This window comes from Vibrio sp. 1F263, from assembly GCF_041439035.1.
In the GTDB taxonomy this organism is placed as follows: domain Bacteria; phylum Pseudomonadota; class Gammaproteobacteria; order Enterobacterales; family Vibrionaceae; genus Vibrio; species Vibrio tasmaniensis_A.
The window spans coordinates 20,178-35,771 of record NZ_JBGONI010000027.1 but is presented as its reverse complement, the minus strand read 5'-3'; the positions used below and the strand labels follow the sequence as shown (position 1 = coordinate 35,771).

Annotated in this window: 13 protein-coding genes and 1 pseudogene; 10 read left to right on the top strand and 4 right to left on the bottom strand. The window is 44.1% G+C overall.

Translation table 11 applies throughout. The features are described from left to right. Nucleotides 1-127 precede the first annotated feature (127 nt). Nucleotides 128-955: a 4'-phosphopantetheinyl transferase superfamily protein gene (locus tag ACED25_RS16270; protein ID WP_371695677.1), complete on the top strand. Its 828-nt coding sequence runs from the start codon at nucleotides 128-130 to the stop codon at nucleotides 953-955. A 20-nt stretch (nucleotides 956-975) separates the two neighbouring features. Here ACED25_RS16270 and ACED25_RS16265 read toward each other — a convergent pair whose 3' ends face one another. Further along, entirely contained in the window at nucleotides 976-1,383 is a 408-nt protein-coding gene (locus ACED25_RS16265; RefSeq protein WP_102582475.1) for a thioesterase family protein, read from the bottom strand. A 345-nt stretch (nucleotides 1,384-1,728) separates the two neighbouring features. On the opposite strand from ACED25_RS16265, the gene ACED25_RS16260 reads away from it, so the two are divergent. The 3 genes from ACED25_RS16260 to ACED25_RS16250 all read left to right on the top strand — a co-directional run bounded on the left by ACED25_RS16260 (nucleotide 1,729) and on the right by ACED25_RS16250 (nucleotide 4,909). Next, nucleotides 1,729-2,724 (top strand): TRAP transporter substrate-binding protein, encoded by a 996-nt coding sequence (locus ACED25_RS16260; RefSeq protein ID WP_012604509.1) that lies wholly within the window; start codon nucleotides 1,729-1,731, stop codon nucleotides 2,722-2,724. A 65-nt stretch (nucleotides 2,725-2,789) separates the two neighbouring features. Then, nucleotides 2,790-3,545 carry a TRAP transporter small permease gene (locus ACED25_RS16255; RefSeq protein ID WP_009847290.1) on the top strand — a complete coding sequence of 252 codons (756 nt, stop codon included), beginning with the start codon at nucleotides 2,790-2,792 and terminating at the stop codon, nucleotides 3,543-3,545. A gap of 2 nt (nucleotides 3,546-3,547) precedes the next feature. Beyond that, nucleotides 3,548-4,909 (top strand): TRAP transporter large permease, encoded by a 1,362-nt coding sequence (locus ACED25_RS16250; protein ID WP_004736074.1) that lies wholly within the window; start codon nucleotides 3,548-3,550, stop codon nucleotides 4,907-4,909. A gap of 32 nt (nucleotides 4,910-4,941) precedes the next feature. On the opposite strand, the gene ACED25_RS16245 is transcribed toward ACED25_RS16250, so the two are convergent. From ACED25_RS16245 to ACED25_RS16235, 3 genes are all read right to left on the bottom strand, one after another. Further along, nucleotides 4,942-5,115, bottom strand: coding sequence for a hypothetical protein (locus ACED25_RS16245; RefSeq protein ID WP_017101579.1), 174 nt, complete (start codon nucleotides 5,113-5,115; stop codon nucleotides 4,942-4,944). Between the two features lie 77 nt (nucleotides 5,116-5,192). Further along, nucleotides 5,193-6,542: a sigma-54 dependent transcriptional regulator gene (locus ACED25_RS16240; protein ID WP_012604507.1), complete on the bottom strand. Its 1,350-nt coding sequence runs from the start codon at nucleotides 6,540-6,542 to the stop codon at nucleotides 5,193-5,195. A 60-nt stretch (nucleotides 6,543-6,602) separates the two neighbouring features. After that, entirely contained in the window at nucleotides 6,603-8,411 is a 1,809-nt protein-coding gene (locus tag ACED25_RS16235) for an ATP-binding protein (protein ID WP_371695676.1), read from the bottom strand. 163 nt (nucleotides 8,412-8,574) lie between these two features. Here ACED25_RS16235 and ACED25_RS16230 point away from each other — a divergent pair. From ACED25_RS16230 to ACED25_RS16205, 6 genes and pseudogenes are all read left to right on the top strand, one after another. Then, nucleotides 8,575-8,757: pseudogene (locus ACED25_RS16230) on the top strand (hypothetical protein); the annotation flags it as partial. A gap of 294 nt (nucleotides 8,758-9,051) precedes the next feature. Further along, entirely contained in the window at nucleotides 9,052-10,350 is a 1,299-nt protein-coding gene (gene tig, locus ACED25_RS16225; RefSeq protein WP_004736079.1) for a trigger factor, read from the top strand. Between the two features lie 105 nt (nucleotides 10,351-10,455). Next, nucleotides 10,456-11,082, top strand: coding sequence for an ATP-dependent Clp endopeptidase proteolytic subunit ClpP (clpP, locus tag ACED25_RS16220; RefSeq protein ID WP_004736080.1), 627 nt, complete (start codon nucleotides 10,456-10,458; stop codon nucleotides 11,080-11,082). A gap of 81 nt (nucleotides 11,083-11,163) precedes the next feature. Next, on the top strand, nucleotides 11,164-12,444 hold the full coding sequence (gene clpX, locus ACED25_RS16215; protein WP_009847283.1) for an ATP-dependent protease ATP-binding subunit ClpX: 1,281 nt from the start codon (nucleotides 11,164-11,166) through the stop codon (nucleotides 12,442-12,444). A 132-nt stretch (nucleotides 12,445-12,576) separates the two neighbouring features. Next, entirely contained in the window at nucleotides 12,577-14,928 is a 2,352-nt protein-coding gene (gene lon, locus ACED25_RS16210; protein ID WP_012604505.1) for an endopeptidase La, read from the top strand. 170 nt (nucleotides 14,929-15,098) lie between these two features. Continuing rightward, complete coding sequence (locus ACED25_RS16205) at nucleotides 15,099-15,392, top strand: HU family DNA-binding protein (protein WP_012604504.1); 294 nt, start codon at nucleotides 15,099-15,101, stop codon at nucleotides 15,390-15,392. Nucleotides 15,393-15,594 lie beyond the last annotated feature (202 nt).

Below are 15,594 nucleotides of genomic sequence, written 5' to 3'. Positions count from 1 at the left end.
CATGTGAAGGGGGTTTTCCTCCCGTATTCTCTAGGTTCCACTTAATTCATAGGTGAGTTAAATTTGTTCGATTGGGTTGTTCCAATCGTGTTTTGAAGAGTGATTTATAGAAGTGAGTTCGAGTTAAATGAAAACTCCCGTTGTTGATTTGTGGCTATGCTCTCTGAGTAACTTGAATGACCAGCCAGACAATGTATCTCAGCTCAAAAAGAGACTGACAACCGATGAGATCGCCAAAGTTGAGCGTTATCGAATGCCCTCATCTCAGATTCAAGCTTTGTATGTACGAAATTATCTGAGAAAGGTGCTGTCTAGCTATTCTGATTTGATGCCTGAAGCGTGGCGCTTTGAATATGGTGAGAAAGGGAAGCCAAGATTAATTGAGAAACAACAAATAGAAACCGGCCTGAATTTCAATATCAGTCATAGCAAAGAACATTTGTTGATTGCAGTTTGCCAGAGAGAAGGGAAGCAAGTTCAATTGGGTGTTGATATTGAACACGCAAGGAGTTCGACCAATATCGACTCGATCATGAAGCACTACTTTTCAGATAAAGAATTGGCGGATTTACTTGAGCTCAGCAAAGAAGAACAGAGAGAGCGTTTTTTCGATCTGTGGGCGTTGAAAGAGTCGTACATCAAAGCGACGGGTAAGGGGCTAGCCTCATCGTTGCGAAGCTTTTCGTTCGAATTCTCCAATCTGACGGAGCAAACATTGCCAATTCACGCTTCGGATTTTCAACCAAACTTGCAGGATGAAATTAGATTGCATGGTGAAATCAGCATATACAGTGGAGTTGGGGTGGATGTTACTGAGCAAACCTATAGTTCTACAAGTTGGCAATGTTGCTTAGGGCGGCTGGATGAGCAGTATCGCTTTGCGGTTACGCTTGGTGGGGCGAGTCTACCAATGCAATTAGAGATGAGAACCTTTTCGTCGGCTCATCTCTTTTAAGCGAGTTTGGTGAGGTGAAGTTAGCTCGTTTCGCCAAGCATCGCTTTTAATACTTCAGCTGGCACGGGGCGTAGTTGCTTGTCTTTGTCTAGGCAAACCATTTCGATATCACCAATCACCGCAGGTTTGGTTGCATCTTTACGCCACACTTCTTGTCGCCATAGCGTTTTGTATTTGCCATCAAGTTCAAAAGAGGTTCGGATGTCGCAGATCTCAGCGAACTCAACCCCATCTTGGAAAGTCATGTTGGCTTTATATACCGCAAAACCTAACCCATGTTCATTCCACAATGTTGCCAGTTTATCGCTACCCAATACATGTTCGCGTGCACGCTCAAAGTACTTTAGAAAGTTAGGGTGATAAACCACACCTGAGTGATCGGTATCTTCATAGTAAATTTGTACTGGGTGATGGTAGATCTGACTCATTGGTATCAACTCTGGTAAATAGTGGATCAGTTAATCTGACTAAGTTGTGCAGCACTCTACAGGATAGGTAGAAATTACTTCAAGGCATCATCGTGAATGGGGCTTTTGGTCAGACCTCATTCATCACTAATACATTGGTCAGCTTCCACCCATTTACAAATATTCTATGTGTCATTTTCCACCCATTAATTTTTGCGGCGAGTTGGTGACTACTACAGGTAAATATCATGAAGCCTTATGGTTAAAGGGTTGTTAATGATTTGTGTCAATGTGGCGCGCTAATTGCCTTAGTGAAAGCACGCAGTTCCCATTGAAGGGCTGCTTTGTTTACTAAGGAGAATAATAATGTTTAAGCCTCTTACCCTGCTGTCTGTATCTGCTCTGGCGCTCACAAGTTTTAATGCTGCTGCAAACTGTGACCCAGGTGAAATCGTGATTAAATTCAGTCATGTAACCAATACCGACAAGCACCCGAAAGGCATTGCCGCTTCTTTACTGGAAGAGCGAGTAAACACGGAAATGAATGGCAAAGCTTGTATGCAAGTTTTCCCTAATTCAACACTCTACGATGATAATAAAGTGCTGGAAGCCCTGTTAAATGGTGATGTTCAAATGGCGGCTCCTTCGCTGTCTAAATTTGAGAAGTTCACTAAGAAATACCGCATTTTTGACCTTCCTTTCCTATTTGAAGACGTAGAAGCTGTTGACCGTTTCCAAAACTCAGAATCTGGCGAAAAACTGAAGAATGCGATGAAGCGTCGTGGCCTTCAAGGCCTAGCGTTTTGGCACAATGGCATGAAACAGATGTCAGCAAACAAACCTCTTATCAATCCTGAAGACGCGGAAGGCTTGAAATTCCGTGTTCAAGCATCAGACGTATTGGTTGCTCAGTTTGAACAGCTAGGTGCTAACCCACAGAAGATGTCTTTCAAAGAAGTATACGGTGGCCTACAGACTAAGGTTATCGATGGCCAAGAGAACACATGGTCAAACATCTACGGTAAGAAGTTCTTTGAAGTACAAGACGGCGTGACAGAAACTAACCACGGTATTCTTGATTACCTGGTAGTAACGTCGAACGACTTCTGGAAAGACCTACCTGAAGATGTACGTACGCAACTTGGCACAATCGTTCAAGAAGTGTCTGAGACTCGTAACGCAGAATCTTCAAAAGTTAACCTAGCGAACAAAAACAACATCATCGAAGCTGGTGGTGAGGTTCGTACGCTTACGCCTGAACAGCGTGAAGCATGGGTAACTGCGCTTCAACCAGTATGGAAGAAGTTTGAAAAAGACATCGGTTCAGATCTTATCGATGCAGCGTTAGCTTCAAACCAGTAACACCGCTAAGGGAGTGGCGTGCATTTCGCCACTCCTTATTAAAATAACTATAAGCGGAGTCAATTATGGATAATCCTCAAATGGAACAGCCAAATTCTAGCGAATCAGCACTGGAAACCTCTTTTTTTTCCAAAGTCGGAAGAGTTACCGATGTGATTGAAGAGTCATTAATCGCATTTTTCCTTGGCGCAATGACGCTACTTACTTTTGCCAATGTGGTATTTCGATACGCATTCAATGGCAATATCTTATGGGCACTAGAACTGACGGTGTTCATGTTCGCTTGGATGGTGTTAGTGGGCGCATCTTATGGCGTTAAAAAACACTTCCACATTGGTGTTGATGTGATCATCAACCTTGCCCCAGAAAAGCTACGCAAAGTGTATGCGTTAATCGCCGTCACAAGCTGCCTAGCATTCTCAATCTTACTTCTTATAGGTTCTTGGAATTACTGGTACCCGTTCGCGACTGAGCGCGCTTGGTACGAGACCGATGATATTCCAATGCCAGAGATGCTTCAGTTCCTTGCCGACTGGATGAATGAAGGCGAGCGATACGAGAAACTGCCACGTTTTATTCCTTACATGGCACTGCCTATTGGTATGGCAATGCTGACGTTCCGTTTTGCCCAAGTTGCTTACCAAGTAGTCACAGGCAAGCTTGATCGCATGATAGCGGGGCATGAAGCCGAAGAAGAGCTGGATGCATTGAAAGCTGATGTGTTAGCGGGTTCTGATGAAGACGCGACAGCGGTATTGGATTCGACTAAGCAAAACAAGGCGAACGAGTCGGGTACAAAATCTAACGGTAAGGAAGATTAATCATGGCAATGTTATTTCTATTTTTAATGGTAATTGCTTTCATGTTGGTCGGTGTACCAATTGCGATTTCCCTCGGTTTATCAAGCGTCATATTCTTATTGATGCATTCAGATGCTTCTTTGGCATCCGTTGCACAAACGCTGTTTAATGCATTTGCAGGCCACTACACACTCTTAGCGATCCCTTTCTTTATCTTGGCCTCAAGTTTTATGTCTACCGGTGGTGTGGCGAAACGTATTATCCGTTTTGCTATCGCAATGGTAGGTTGGTTCCGCGGCGGTTTAGCAATGGCATCGGTTGTGGCGTGTATGATGTTCGCTGCACTGTCAGGTTCCTCACCGGCTACGGTAGTGGCAATCGGTAGTATTGTTATCGCAGGTATGATCAAAAACGGCTACACAAAAGAGTTCGCGGCAGGGGTTATCTGTAACGCGGGTACATTGGGTATCTTGATTCCACCATCTATCGTTATGGTGGTTTACGCTGCGGCGACGGATGTATCTGTCGGTCGTATGTTCTTAGGCGGCGTGATTCCTGGCCTGTTGGCGGGTGTGATGTTGATGATAGCTATCTACATTGCAGCACGTATTAAGAAAATTCCTGCACAGCCATTTGTGGGCTGGGGTGAGATGTTCGCGGCCGCGAAGGATGCGAGCTGGGGCTTGTTGCTGATTGTTATCATTTTAGGTGGTATCTACGGTGGTATCTTTACTCCGACAGAAGCGGCTGCTGTTGCAGCGGTTTATGCGTTCTTCATTGCCAACTTTATCTATAAAGATATGGGGCCGTTTGCGGACAAGAAAAATACAAAGCCTGCTTTGGTGAAAGTGTTCCAAACGTTTTTCCATAAAGACACCAAAGACACGCTCTATGATGCGGGTAAGCTGACCATCATGTTGTTGTTTATCATTGCCAATGCTCTGATTCTTAAGCATGTACTGACAGAAGAACGTATTCCTCAGATGATCACGGAATCTATGTTGTCTGCAGGTTTAGGTCCAATCACCTTCTTGATTGTGGTGAACGTTCTACTCTTGATTGGTGGGCAGTTCATGGAGCCATCAGGTTTGCTGATCATCGTTGCTCCGTTGGTATTCCCAATTGCAATTGCACTGGGCATCGACCCTATTCACCTAGGTATCATGATGGTGGTGAACATGGAGATAGGGATGATAACACCGCCTGTGGGGCTCAACTTGTTTGTGACCGCAGGGGTCGCGAAGATGTCGATGATGAACGTAGTAAAAGCCGCACTGCCATGGGTTGGCGTGATGTTCTTATTCCTGATTATCGTAACCTACGTACCTTGGGTATCAACATGGTTACCGACTACCTTGATGGGGCCGGAGATCATCACGAAATAGAGAGTGAAATCATAGCGAAGTGATGGGGAGGGCTAAACCTCCTCATCAATGATTTTTCCATATCGAGAGCCAGAATCAATCGGCTCATACAGCGCTCTTTTTGCCTCTAATTCTGGCGTGTCTAAGTTGACATGATTGTCAGTGTAAAAAATACCGTCAATTTCAAACGTATCGGTGATCGAGGGAACTTTTGTTTTCTCACCCATAATGACCTCCTTACCACCTTGGTTGCATAACATCCTGTTGTGAAATAAGTATAGGTGATCTTGCTCCCAAATTTAATTTAGTTTTCGCTCTGTCGGTATGACTCTTTAACTAGTTGGTGTTTTTGCATTTTATCGTAGAGGGTTTTACGTGGAAGTTGCAGTCTATCCATAGTCTGTTTAATACTGCCATTACATTCAATAAGCGCTTGTTTTAACGTGTTTTTTTCAAAGTCAGACACCAGTTCTGCCAAAGACAGTTCTTGAGTGACTTGATTGGTGTTGTCTGATAAGTGAGAAAGCTTACCTAAAAGTACAAACCGCTCAGCTGTATTACGCAATTCTCGTACATTTCCCGGCCAATCATGGGCTAAAAGCGCGTGCAGCTCCTTTTGTGGAAGTGCTGGTGCTGTCTTGCCATAACGTGCAGCAGCGACCAGTAAGAAGTGGTGGAAGAGTGCTGGGATATCTTCTTGACGGCTTCTTAACGGCGGTAAATCCAAGGTGACAACGTTGAGTCGATAATAGAGGTCTTGGCGGAAAACGCCTTCTTCAGCCGCCTTCTTTAGGTCGACTTTGGTTGCGGCGATTACTCGAATATCGAGAGGCACTAAACCGTTTGAGCCAACCCTTTCAATAACGCGCTCTTGTAAGACGCGCAACAGGCGAATTTGTGCCTGCATCGGCATGGACTCAATTTCATCTAAGAATAGAGTTCCGCCTTGAGCAAATTCAAATTTACCCACTCGCTTGCTTTCTGCGCCAGTGAACGCACCTTTCTCATGACCATACAGTTCACTCTCTATCAGGTTTTCAGGTACCGCACCGCAATTGACGGCGACGAAGTTTTGTTCTCGCCGGCTGCTTTGTTCATGTAGAGAGCGTGCGACCAACTCTTTGCCTGTGCCAGTTTCACCAAAGAGTAAAATGTCAGCGTTAGTATCTGCCACATGAGTAATGATAGAACGCAGGTCGGTCATTGATTGCGTGTCACCAATGATTCTCGGCCCAAGCGCTTTACTGGCCTTTAAAGAGCGCTTCAATTCAAGATTCTCGAGTGTGAGTTGACGTTTTTCTATTGCTCGTTTGGTGGTTTCGATTAGACGTTCATTGGCGAACGGCTTTTCGATGAAGTCATAGGCGCCATCTTGGATCGCTTGTACAGCCATCGAAATATCGCCGTGACCAGTAATCATAATCACGGGGATCTCTTTGTCTTTGTGCATCACGGTGTTGAGCAGATCATGCCCGGAAAGGCCCGGTAGACAGATATCAGTGATGATGACGTGAGGTAAGCCGTTCTCTTGAATCGCGAGCAGAGCAGACTCCGCATCGGGAAAGAATTCGGCATCAATATCGGCGAGCTCAAAGCTCTGTTCAATAGCCATTCTCAGATCGGATTCATCATCAATGAAATAGACGTGACACATAGTTATTCCTTTAATCTTTTATTTTTATTGTTGGTGAAGGTGTATTGGTTTGCTTAGCGACTAATCTGATTCTTTTGTTGGAACTATGGGTAACTCGATACTAAATCGAGCACCACCTTGTGGGCTGTGATCGGTAACTAGCTTGCCATTTATTCCGCTGATTATTTGTTGAGAAATCGATAGCCCAAGTCCAAGTCCATTTTTCTTGGTGGTATGGAAGGGTTCAAAAAAATTTCCGTTAGAAGGGGAGGTGAAGCCTGGGCCATTGTCATCGACATGAATCAGCAAGGTCTTGGCTTGTTGATGGTCGGGCTTCCTAATCTCTAACAGAATAGCTAATTGTTTGTCGTCTTGTTGTTCCATCGCCTGAATCGCGTTAGTCAGCAGGTTAATGATCACTTGCTCCAGTTGAATGGCGTTGGCGAGCACGCAAGCATCAAAGGTTTCAGGGAGTTCGTTGACCTTAACTCGTTCACTCTTGAGTTGTGGCCTCATCAGTTCTTTTGACGAGTGCAATACTGGCAGTATTTGTAACGTGTGCAGCTCTTCCGCAGTGGATTTCTTTGCAAAGGAACGAAGCTGGTGGCTTATCTTAGCCATACGGTCAGTGAGCGCCGAGATTCGCGATAGGTTGTCATCGACACGCTCGGTTTTTTCTTTGGCAAGAAACAGTCGGCCATTGTCGGCATAGCTGCGAATCGCAGCAAGCGGGTTATTCAGTTCATGGCTGATGCTTGCTGACATTTGCCCCAACACTGCCAGTTTTGCGGCTTGGATGAGTTCGTCTTGTGTCTGCCTCAGTACATGTTCGGTTTCGATTCGGTGCTTAATCTCGACATGCAACTCTGATGTTCGTTCAAGCACTTGAAATTCTAGCTTTTGCTTGGCTTCGGATTGCAGTCTGTCTATCTGAGCTCGTCTTTGTTGTCGATGGTGATTGAGTTGCATCGTTAGATAAATAATCGCAAAAATAAGGCTCAAAACCACAAGGTAAGCAACCAAGTCCCACCAAACTAAGTGAGTTGGTGAAAATACTCGTATGGTGAGTTTTGGCTCGGCTAGGAAGCGTGAGGAGCTAAAGAACTGCTCTTGGACAAGTTTGTGGGGAGACTCAATATTGCTAGTAGCACTCTCTAAGTCACCGGAGAAGTGCAGGCTTTCTATTTTTGTATCGAGATACTGCCTGCTTTCTTGAATTCGAGTGTGTTGTTCTTCGCTTAGTGGTTGAAGGCTTTTGAACAGCCACTCAGGATTACTCGACATAAATACGATCTGGTCTTTATCGTCAGCAACAAAAAAACTCTGTTTGCCTTTCCAACTTGCTTCAATCAGCGATAAATCCATCTTTACGACAATGACGCCAATAATCTCGGCGGCATAGGCGACGGGGTAAGAATAATAATAGCCTCGTTTCCCAGAGGTTGAACCTAGCGCAAAATATTGATTTTCATTGCCAAGAATCGCTTCTTGAAAGTAGGGACGGAAAGCGAAATTTCGCCGAATAAAAGAACGCGGTAGATTCCAGTTACTGGCTGCTATGGTGGTGCCAATGCTATCTAACAGATAGGTGTCCGATGCTTGAATCACCGAGTTTACGTGTTCTAGGTAGCGATTGGTGAGTTCGATTTGCGCAGAGTTACTTGGAGAGTGAAGAGCATCGACCAACTCTTTGTCTTTTGAAAGCAGCTCGGGAATGTGCGCGAACTTGTCGAGTTGGCTTGAAATATGAACCGAAAATCGGTCTAGCTTAGATTGATGATCATTTAACAAACTTTCATGGCTTGTGTTCCACACCCAATGACCGCCGAACACCATTAGTAAACTGTATGTGGCCAATAATAGGATTGGGATTCTCAAAGCTTGAAACATGAAGGCTCTCCGCTCATTTCTTTGGTAAATAATCAAGCCTGTCTTCTCTCGTTTATGGTAGCAAATAGCGGTAGTGTTTGCTGAAAGTAGACAGTCGCCAGATGGATGTAGGTTAAGGGTTTGTAACGGGGATTGTTGAAAAAGTTATCGACTCTGAGGGGTAAAACAAGAGCAAGATCTCTTTTTAAGGTTTTTAGCAAAAAAAGCCCTCGATTCCCTTGAAAAAGTCGCTATTGTCCCCATTTCTGTTGTGCTAAGTGATGATTTGATCGTTTTTGTATCATTTAGTTGGACGAATTTAGAGCATTCATCATCATGCAGAGGTGAACGGCTCGACAGAGATTAAACAGATCGCTAGAATGTCGCGTCTAAAATTTCTGTCCTGAGGCTAATCGGAGATACCTTTCTTGTTTTCGAAAACAAGCTTTATTGCGTTTTAATCGACGCGTGAAGAACGAAGATATCGCTGATTAGTCTGGTGTTTGGTTGAATAATCAATTCAGACATCAATGCTCGATTTTAAATTAGGTGTTCGGATAGAGCACTACACAAGGATGCAGCCAACAACGTCGGCTTTTGAATTAAAGCTAAGTTACGGCTCATATGCTCAGATTACTGAGCCAGTTTTGAGGTTTATATAATGCAAGTTACTGTTGAAACGCTAGAAGGCCTAGAGCGCCGTCTTAATATTACTGTTCCTGCTGCTAACATCGAAGATGCAGTTACAGCTGAACTACGCAACATCGCGAAAAACCGTCGTTTCGACGGCTTCCGTAAAGGCAAAGTGCCAATGAAGATGGTTGCTAAAATGTACGGCAAAGCAGTACGTCAAGACGTGATGGGCGAAGTAATGCAACGTCACTTCATCGAAGCGATCGTTAAAGAGAAAATCAACCCAGCTGGCGCACCTACTTTCGCACCAGTTGAAAACAACGAAGGCGCTGACCTAGTATTCAACGCAACTTTTGAAGTTTACCCAGAAGTTGAGCTGAAAGGTCTAGAAAACATCACTGTTGAGAAACCAGCAGTAGAAGTTAAAGAAGCTGACGTTGAAGAGATGATCGAAACTCTACGTAAGCAACAAGCAACTTGGACTGAAGTTGAAGCTGCTGCTGACGCTGGTTCTCGTGCAACTATCGACTTCGTTGGTTCTATCGACGGTGAAGAGTTCGAAGGCGGTAAAGCTGAGAACTTCCCACTAGAGATGGGTGCTGGTCGCATGATCCCTGGTTTTGAAGACGGTATCGTTGGTAAAACAGCAGGTATGGAATTCGAAATCGAAGTAAACTTCCCAGAAGATTACCACGCTGAAAACCTAAAAGGTAAAGCTGCTAAGTTCTCTATCAAGCTGAACAAAGTTGAAGCTCGTGAGCTTCCAGAACTAAACGAAGAATTCGTTTCTAAGTTCGGCGCAGCTGAAGGCGTTGAAGGCCTTAAAGCTGAAGTTCGTAAGAACATGGAGCGTGAGCTTAAGCAAGCAGTTAAGAACCGCATCAAAGAGCAAGCAATCGACGGTCTAGTTAACGAAAACAACATCGACGTACCTTCTGCTCTAATCGATCAAGAGATCGGTGTTCTACGTCAACAAGCTGCTCAACGTTTCGGTGGTAACACTGAAGCTGCTGACCAACTTCCACGTGAGCTGTTCGAAGAGCAAGCTAAACGTCGCGTAGTTGTAGGTCTTCTTCTTGGTGAAGTAATCAAGACTGAAGAGCTAAAAGCTGATGACGAGAAAGTTAAAGCTATCATCGAAGAGATGGCTACAGCATACGAAGATCCAACAGAAGTTATTGCTTACTACGAGCAAAACGAGCAAATGATGAACAACATGCGCAATGTTGCTCTAGAAGAGCAAGCTATTGATGCAATCATCGCTAAAGCTCAAGTTTCTGATAAAGAAGTTAGCTTCAACGAGCTAATGAATCAGCAACCTGCTTAATATAGTAATATCTGACGTAGAAGGTTGACGTACGGTCAACAATTCTGCTAACAATGGTCCGTATGATTTAATCATTCGGGCCATTTATTTTAGGGACATAAGAATATGAGCTACCAAGAAAAAAATACAATGCCATCGATTATGGACGCACTAGTTCCTATGGTGGTTGAACAGACTTCCCGTGGTGAACGTTCTTACGATATTTATTCTCGTCTATTAAAAGAACGTATCATTTTCTTAACAGGTCAAGTGGAAGACCACATGGCAAATCTTGTCGTGGCTCAACTGCTTTTCTTGGAATCAGAAAACCCAGACAAAGATATCTATCTTTACATCAACTCACCTGGCGGTAGCGTAACAGCGGGCATGTCTATCTATGACACAATGCAGTTCATCAAGCCAAACGTGAGCACCGTATGTATGGGTCAAGCTTGCTCTATGGGTGCATTCTTACTAGCGGGTGGTACTCCGGGTAAGCGTCACGTGCTTCCAAACTCACGTGTAATGATTCACCAGCCACTTGGCGGCTTCCAAGGCCAAGCGTCTGATATTCAAATTCACGCGCAAGAGATCCTAACGATCAAGCAAAAGCTAAACAAACTATTGGCAGAGCACACAGGTCAGCCTCTAGAGGTTGTTGAGCGTGATACAGATCGTGACAATTTCATGTCTGCTGATCAGGCTGTAGAATACGGTTTGGTGGATTCAGTTCTTAATCACCGCGGTCAATAATTGCAGGGCAATTGTTTAACGCAAAGTGATTCAAATTGATATACACTCAAACATAGAGAGTAAAGGCTAAGAGGTTAGCGAATGACAGATAAAAGCAAAGAGGGTGGTAGCGGTAAATTGCTTTACTGCTCTTTCTGTGGCAAAAGCCAGCACGAAGTTCGCAAGTTAATCGCAGGTCCTTCTGTTTACATTTGTGATGAATGTGTCGATCTTTGTAACGACATTATTCGTGAAGAAATTAAAGATGTTCTTCCAAAGAAAGAATCGGAATCGCTGCCAACGCCGCGTGAGATTCGTGAGCATCTTGACGACTATGTAATCGGTCAAGAATACGCGAAAAAAGTGCTAGCAGTTGCAGTATATAACCACTACAAGCGTTTACGTAATGGTGATACGACGGCTGAAGGCGTAGAGCTAGGTAAGAGTAACATTCTTCTTATCGGTCCTACTGGTAGTGGTAAAACCCTACTGGCTGAAACACTGGCTCGTTTCCTAGACGTTCCTTTCACAATGGCAGATGCAACAACACTAACCGAAGCGGGTTATGTGGGCGAAGATGTTGAAAACATCATCCAGAAGTTGCTTCAGAAATGTGATTACGACGTAGCGAAAGCGGAACGCGGCATTGTTTACATCGATGAAATCGATAAGATTTCTCGTAAAGCTGAAAACCCATCGATCACGCGTGACGTGTCTGGTGAAGGTGTACAGCAAGCTCTATTAAAACTTGTTGAAGGTACAGTGGCTTCAGTTCCACCTCAAGGTGGTCGTAAGCATCCACAGCAAGAGTTCTTGCAAGTGGACACGTCTAAGATCCTATTTATCTGTGGTGGTGCGTTTGCCGGCCTAGATAAAGTGATTGAGCAACGTGTAGAAACAGGTTCAGGTATCGGCTTTGGCGCAGAAGTGCGTTCAAAAGACGAAACCAAAACTATCGGTGAACTGTTCACTCAAGTAGAACCTGAAGATCTAGTGAAGTATGGTTTGATTCCAGAATTCATTGGTCGTCTACCTGTTACAACAACACTGACAGAGCTTGATGAAGAAGCGCTAATCCAAATCCTTTGTGAGCCAAAGAATGCACTGACAAAACAGTACGCTGCATTATTTGAACTTGAGGATACAGAGTTAGAATTCCGTGAAGACGCCCTACGCGCAATTGCGAAGAAAGCAATGAACCGTAAAACGGGTGCTCGTGGTCTACGCTCTATCTTGGAAGGTGTTCTACTAGAAACTATGTACGAACTGCCATCTTCAACTGATGTAAGCAAGGTTGTGATTGATGAGTCGGTAATTAATGGTGAGTCAGAACCACTATTGATTTACAGTAACTCAGATAACCAAGCAGCTGTTGCAGAGTAGGTCTTTTTAAGACTACACACTCAAATTGAAAAAGGAGGTAAGCAATTACCTCCTTTTTTTTATTCTTCCATTGAATCCAGTCGTTTAAGCCCCATATACTGCTTTATAAGTTAAAGCGGAAGAGAGAAATATATGAACTTGGAACGTTCCGAGCGTATCGAAATCCCCGTGCTACCTCTACGTGATGTAGTGGTTTACCCACACATGGTTATTCCATTGTTTGTTGGTCGTGAAAAATCGATTACTTGCCTTGAATCGGCAATGGAAGCTAACAAACAAGTACTACTTGTAGCGCAGAAAGAAGCGGACACTGATGAGCCTTCAATCGACGACCTATTTAACGTAGGTACAGTCGCTACTATTCTTCAGTTGCTAAAGCTGCCAGATGGTACCGTAAAAGTACTTGTCGAAGGTCAGCAGCGTGCAAAAATTCACCAGTTCAAAGAGAGTGAGTTTTTCTTAGCGGATGCCGAATACGTTGTAACCTCAGAACTTGACGAAAAAGAACAAGAAGTGGTTGTTCGCAGTGCGATCAATCAATTCGAAGGCTTTATTAAGCTGAACAAAAAGATTCCACCAGAGGTTCTAACCTCGCTGAACGGTATTGATGAGGCTGCTCGCCTTGCTGATACGATTGCTGCGCACATGCCACTTAAACTGGTAGATAAGCAGCACGTTCTAGAAATTTCAGATGTGACGGAACGCCTGGAATTCTTGATGGGCCAAATGGAGTCAGAAATTGATATCCTGCAAGTTGAAAAACGCATCCGTGGCCGCGTTAAGAAACAGATGGAAAAGTCTCAGCGTGAGTACTATCTGAATGAGCAAATGAAAGCGATTCAGAAAGAACTGGGCGAGATGGACGACGCGCCTGATGAATTCGAGACTCTGAAGAAGAAGATCGAAGACTCAAAAATGCCTCAAGAAGCTCGTGAAAAAACTGAGCAAGAACTGCAAAAACTGAAAATGATGTCGCCAATGTCTGCTGAAGCAACAGTAGTACGTAGTTACATTGATTGGATGGTAGGCGTTCCTTGGGCTAAGCGTTCAAAAGTTAAAAAGAATTTAGCGAAAGCGGAAGAGATCTTAAACGAAGATCACTACGGCTTAGAACGTGTTAAAGAACGTATTCTCGAATACTTGGCAGTACAAAACCGTATCAACAAACTAAAAGGTCCAATCCTTTGTCTTGTTGGTCCTCCTGGTGTTGGTAAAACTTCACTAGGCCGTTCGATTGCCGCGGCAACGGGTCGTAAGTACACACGTATGGCGCTAGGCGGCGTTCGTGATGAAGCTGAGATTCGTGGTCACCGTCGTACGTACATCGGTTCACTTCCGGGTAAATTAATCCAGAAGATGTCTAAAGTTGGTGTTAAGAACCCACTGTTCCTATTAGATGAAATCGATAAGATGTCTTCTGATATGCGTGGCGACCCATCTTCTGCGCTTCTAGAAGTACTAGACCCTGAGCAAAACAACGCATTTAACGATCACTACCTAGAAGTCGATTACGATTTATCTGATGTGATGTTTGTTGCAACGTCTAACTCGATGGATATTCCGGGCCCACTATTGGACCGTATGGAAGTGATTCGCCTGTCGGGTTACACAGAAGATGAAAAGCTGAACATTGCTAAGAGCCACCTATTGGACAAGCAAGTTCAACGCAACGGTCTTAAGCCTCATGAGATTGAGATTGAAGACTCTGCAATCATCGGCATCATTCGTTACTACACGCGTGAAGCGGGTGTGCGTAGCCTAGAGCGTGAAATCTCTAAGATCTGTCGTAAAGCAGTGAAGAATATCTTGTTAGACAGCGACCTTAAATCTGTAACGGTTAACATTGATAACCTGAAAGAGTACTTAGGTGTGCAACGTCATGACTTCGGTAAAGCGGATGAAAGCAACCGTATCGGCCAAGTAACTGGCTTAGCATGGACGCAAGTAGGTGGCGATCTACTGACCATCGAAACTGAATCAATGCCAGGTAAAGGTAAGCTAACGCAAACCGGTTCACTAGGCGATGTGATGAAAGAGTCGATTCAAGCGGCAATGACAGTGGTTCGCTCTCGTGCGGAAAATTTGGGTATTAACACCGATTTCTACGAGAAACGTGACATTCATGTTCACGTACCGGAAGGTGCAACGCCAAAAGATGGCCCGAGTGCGGGTATCGCAATGTGTACTGCATTGGTCTCTAGCTTAACGGGTAACCCTGTAAAAGCAGAGGTTGGTATGACCGGTGAAATTACCCTTCGTGGTGAAGTTTTACCTATCGGTGGCTTGAAAGAAAAGCTGCTTGCAGCGCACCGCGGTGGTATTAAAACGGTCTTGATTCCTAAAGACAATGAACGTGATTTGGAAGAGATTCCAGACAACGTAATCGCTGACTTGAAGGTGATTCCGGTTCAATGGATTGATGAAGTACTGAAAGTCGCACTAGAACGAGATCCGTCAGGGGTCGAGTTCGACGTGAAAAAATAGTGATGCATAGCAAAAATAAGTAAAGAATTACGCTGATAGACCCGAAAAGGCTTGTCAGCGTTTTTTTTGGACGCTAAGTTATTCGACTAAAGCGGCAGCCCTTTTGTAATAAGGCTTGCGGCTAAATTAAAACCAAAATGGAACGTACAGTCATCGAGAAGTAGTCACAGATGACACATAGGGGAAAAACAGTGAATAAAACACAACTAGTAGAATCAATCGCAGAAAACGCAGACATCTCTAAAGCTTCAGCTGGTCGCGCTCTAGACGCTTTCATCGAAGCAGTTGGCACAACGCTACAATCAGGCGACCAAGTTGCACTTGTTGGCTTTGGTACTTTCAGTGTTCGTACTCGTGCTGCTCGTACAGGTCGTAACCCAAAAACTGGTGAAGAGATCCAAATCGCAGAAGCTAAAGTACCTGGCTTCAAAGCGGGTAAAGCACTTAAAGACGCATGTAACTAATTTTTGTTGCTGAAACCTCAAGTTTTTGTGAGGAGAAGGCAGTAATATGCGTTTACTGTTTGAACAATGATGTTTCATTTTCAAACAGTATATGTGCAAAGCACATTGAACTTATTTAAATTATGCGCATCCTACTGATGCGCATTTCTTTTTCTGATAATATCGCGTGAATAGATTTTTATTTTGAAGCCAATGCTTCATA

Bases quoted from the DNA above. Each gene is read 5' to 3' on its own strand.
- ACED25_RS16240 (WP_012604507.1), bottom strand. From the start codon at position 6,542: ATGTGTCACGTCTATTTCATTGATGATGAATCCGATCTGAGAATGGCT.
- ACED25_RS16270 (WP_371695677.1), top strand. From the start codon at position 128: ATGAAAACTCCCGTTGTTGATTTGTGGCTATGCTCTCTGAGTAACTTG.
- ACED25_RS16250 (WP_004736074.1), top strand. From the start codon at position 3,548: ATGGCAATGTTATTTCTATTTTTAATGGTAATTGCTTTCATGTTGGTC.
- clpX (WP_009847283.1), top strand. From the start codon at position 11,164: ATGACAGATAAAAGCAAAGAGGGTGGTAGCGGTAAATTGCTTTACTGC.
- ACED25_RS16255 (WP_009847290.1), top strand. From the start codon at position 2,790: ATGGATAATCCTCAAATGGAACAGCCAAATTCTAGCGAATCAGCACTG.
- clpP (WP_004736080.1), top strand. From the start codon at position 10,456: ATGAGCTACCAAGAAAAAAATACAATGCCATCGATTATGGACGCACTA.
- ACED25_RS16260 (WP_012604509.1), top strand. From the start codon at position 1,729: ATGTTTAAGCCTCTTACCCTGCTGTCTGTATCTGCTCTGGCGCTCACA.
- lon (WP_012604505.1), top strand. From the start codon at position 12,577: ATGAACTTGGAACGTTCCGAGCGTATCGAAATCCCCGTGCTACCTCTA.
- ACED25_RS16235 (WP_371695676.1), bottom strand. From the start codon at position 8,411: ATGTTTCAAGCTTTGAGAATCCCAATCCTATTATTGGCCACATACAGT.
- ACED25_RS16205 (WP_012604504.1), top strand. From the start codon at position 15,099: ATGACACATAGGGGAAAAACAGTGAATAAAACACAACTAGTAGAATCA.
- tig (WP_004736079.1), top strand. From the start codon at position 9,052: ATGCAAGTTACTGTTGAAACGCTAGAAGGCCTAGAGCGCCGTCTTAAT.
- ACED25_RS16265 (WP_102582475.1), bottom strand. From the start codon at position 1,383: ATGAGTCAGATCTACCATCACCCAGTACAAATTTACTATGAAGATACC.
- ACED25_RS16245 (WP_017101579.1), bottom strand. From the start codon at position 5,115: ATGGGTGAGAAAACAAAAGTTCCCTCGATCACCGATACGTTTGAAATT.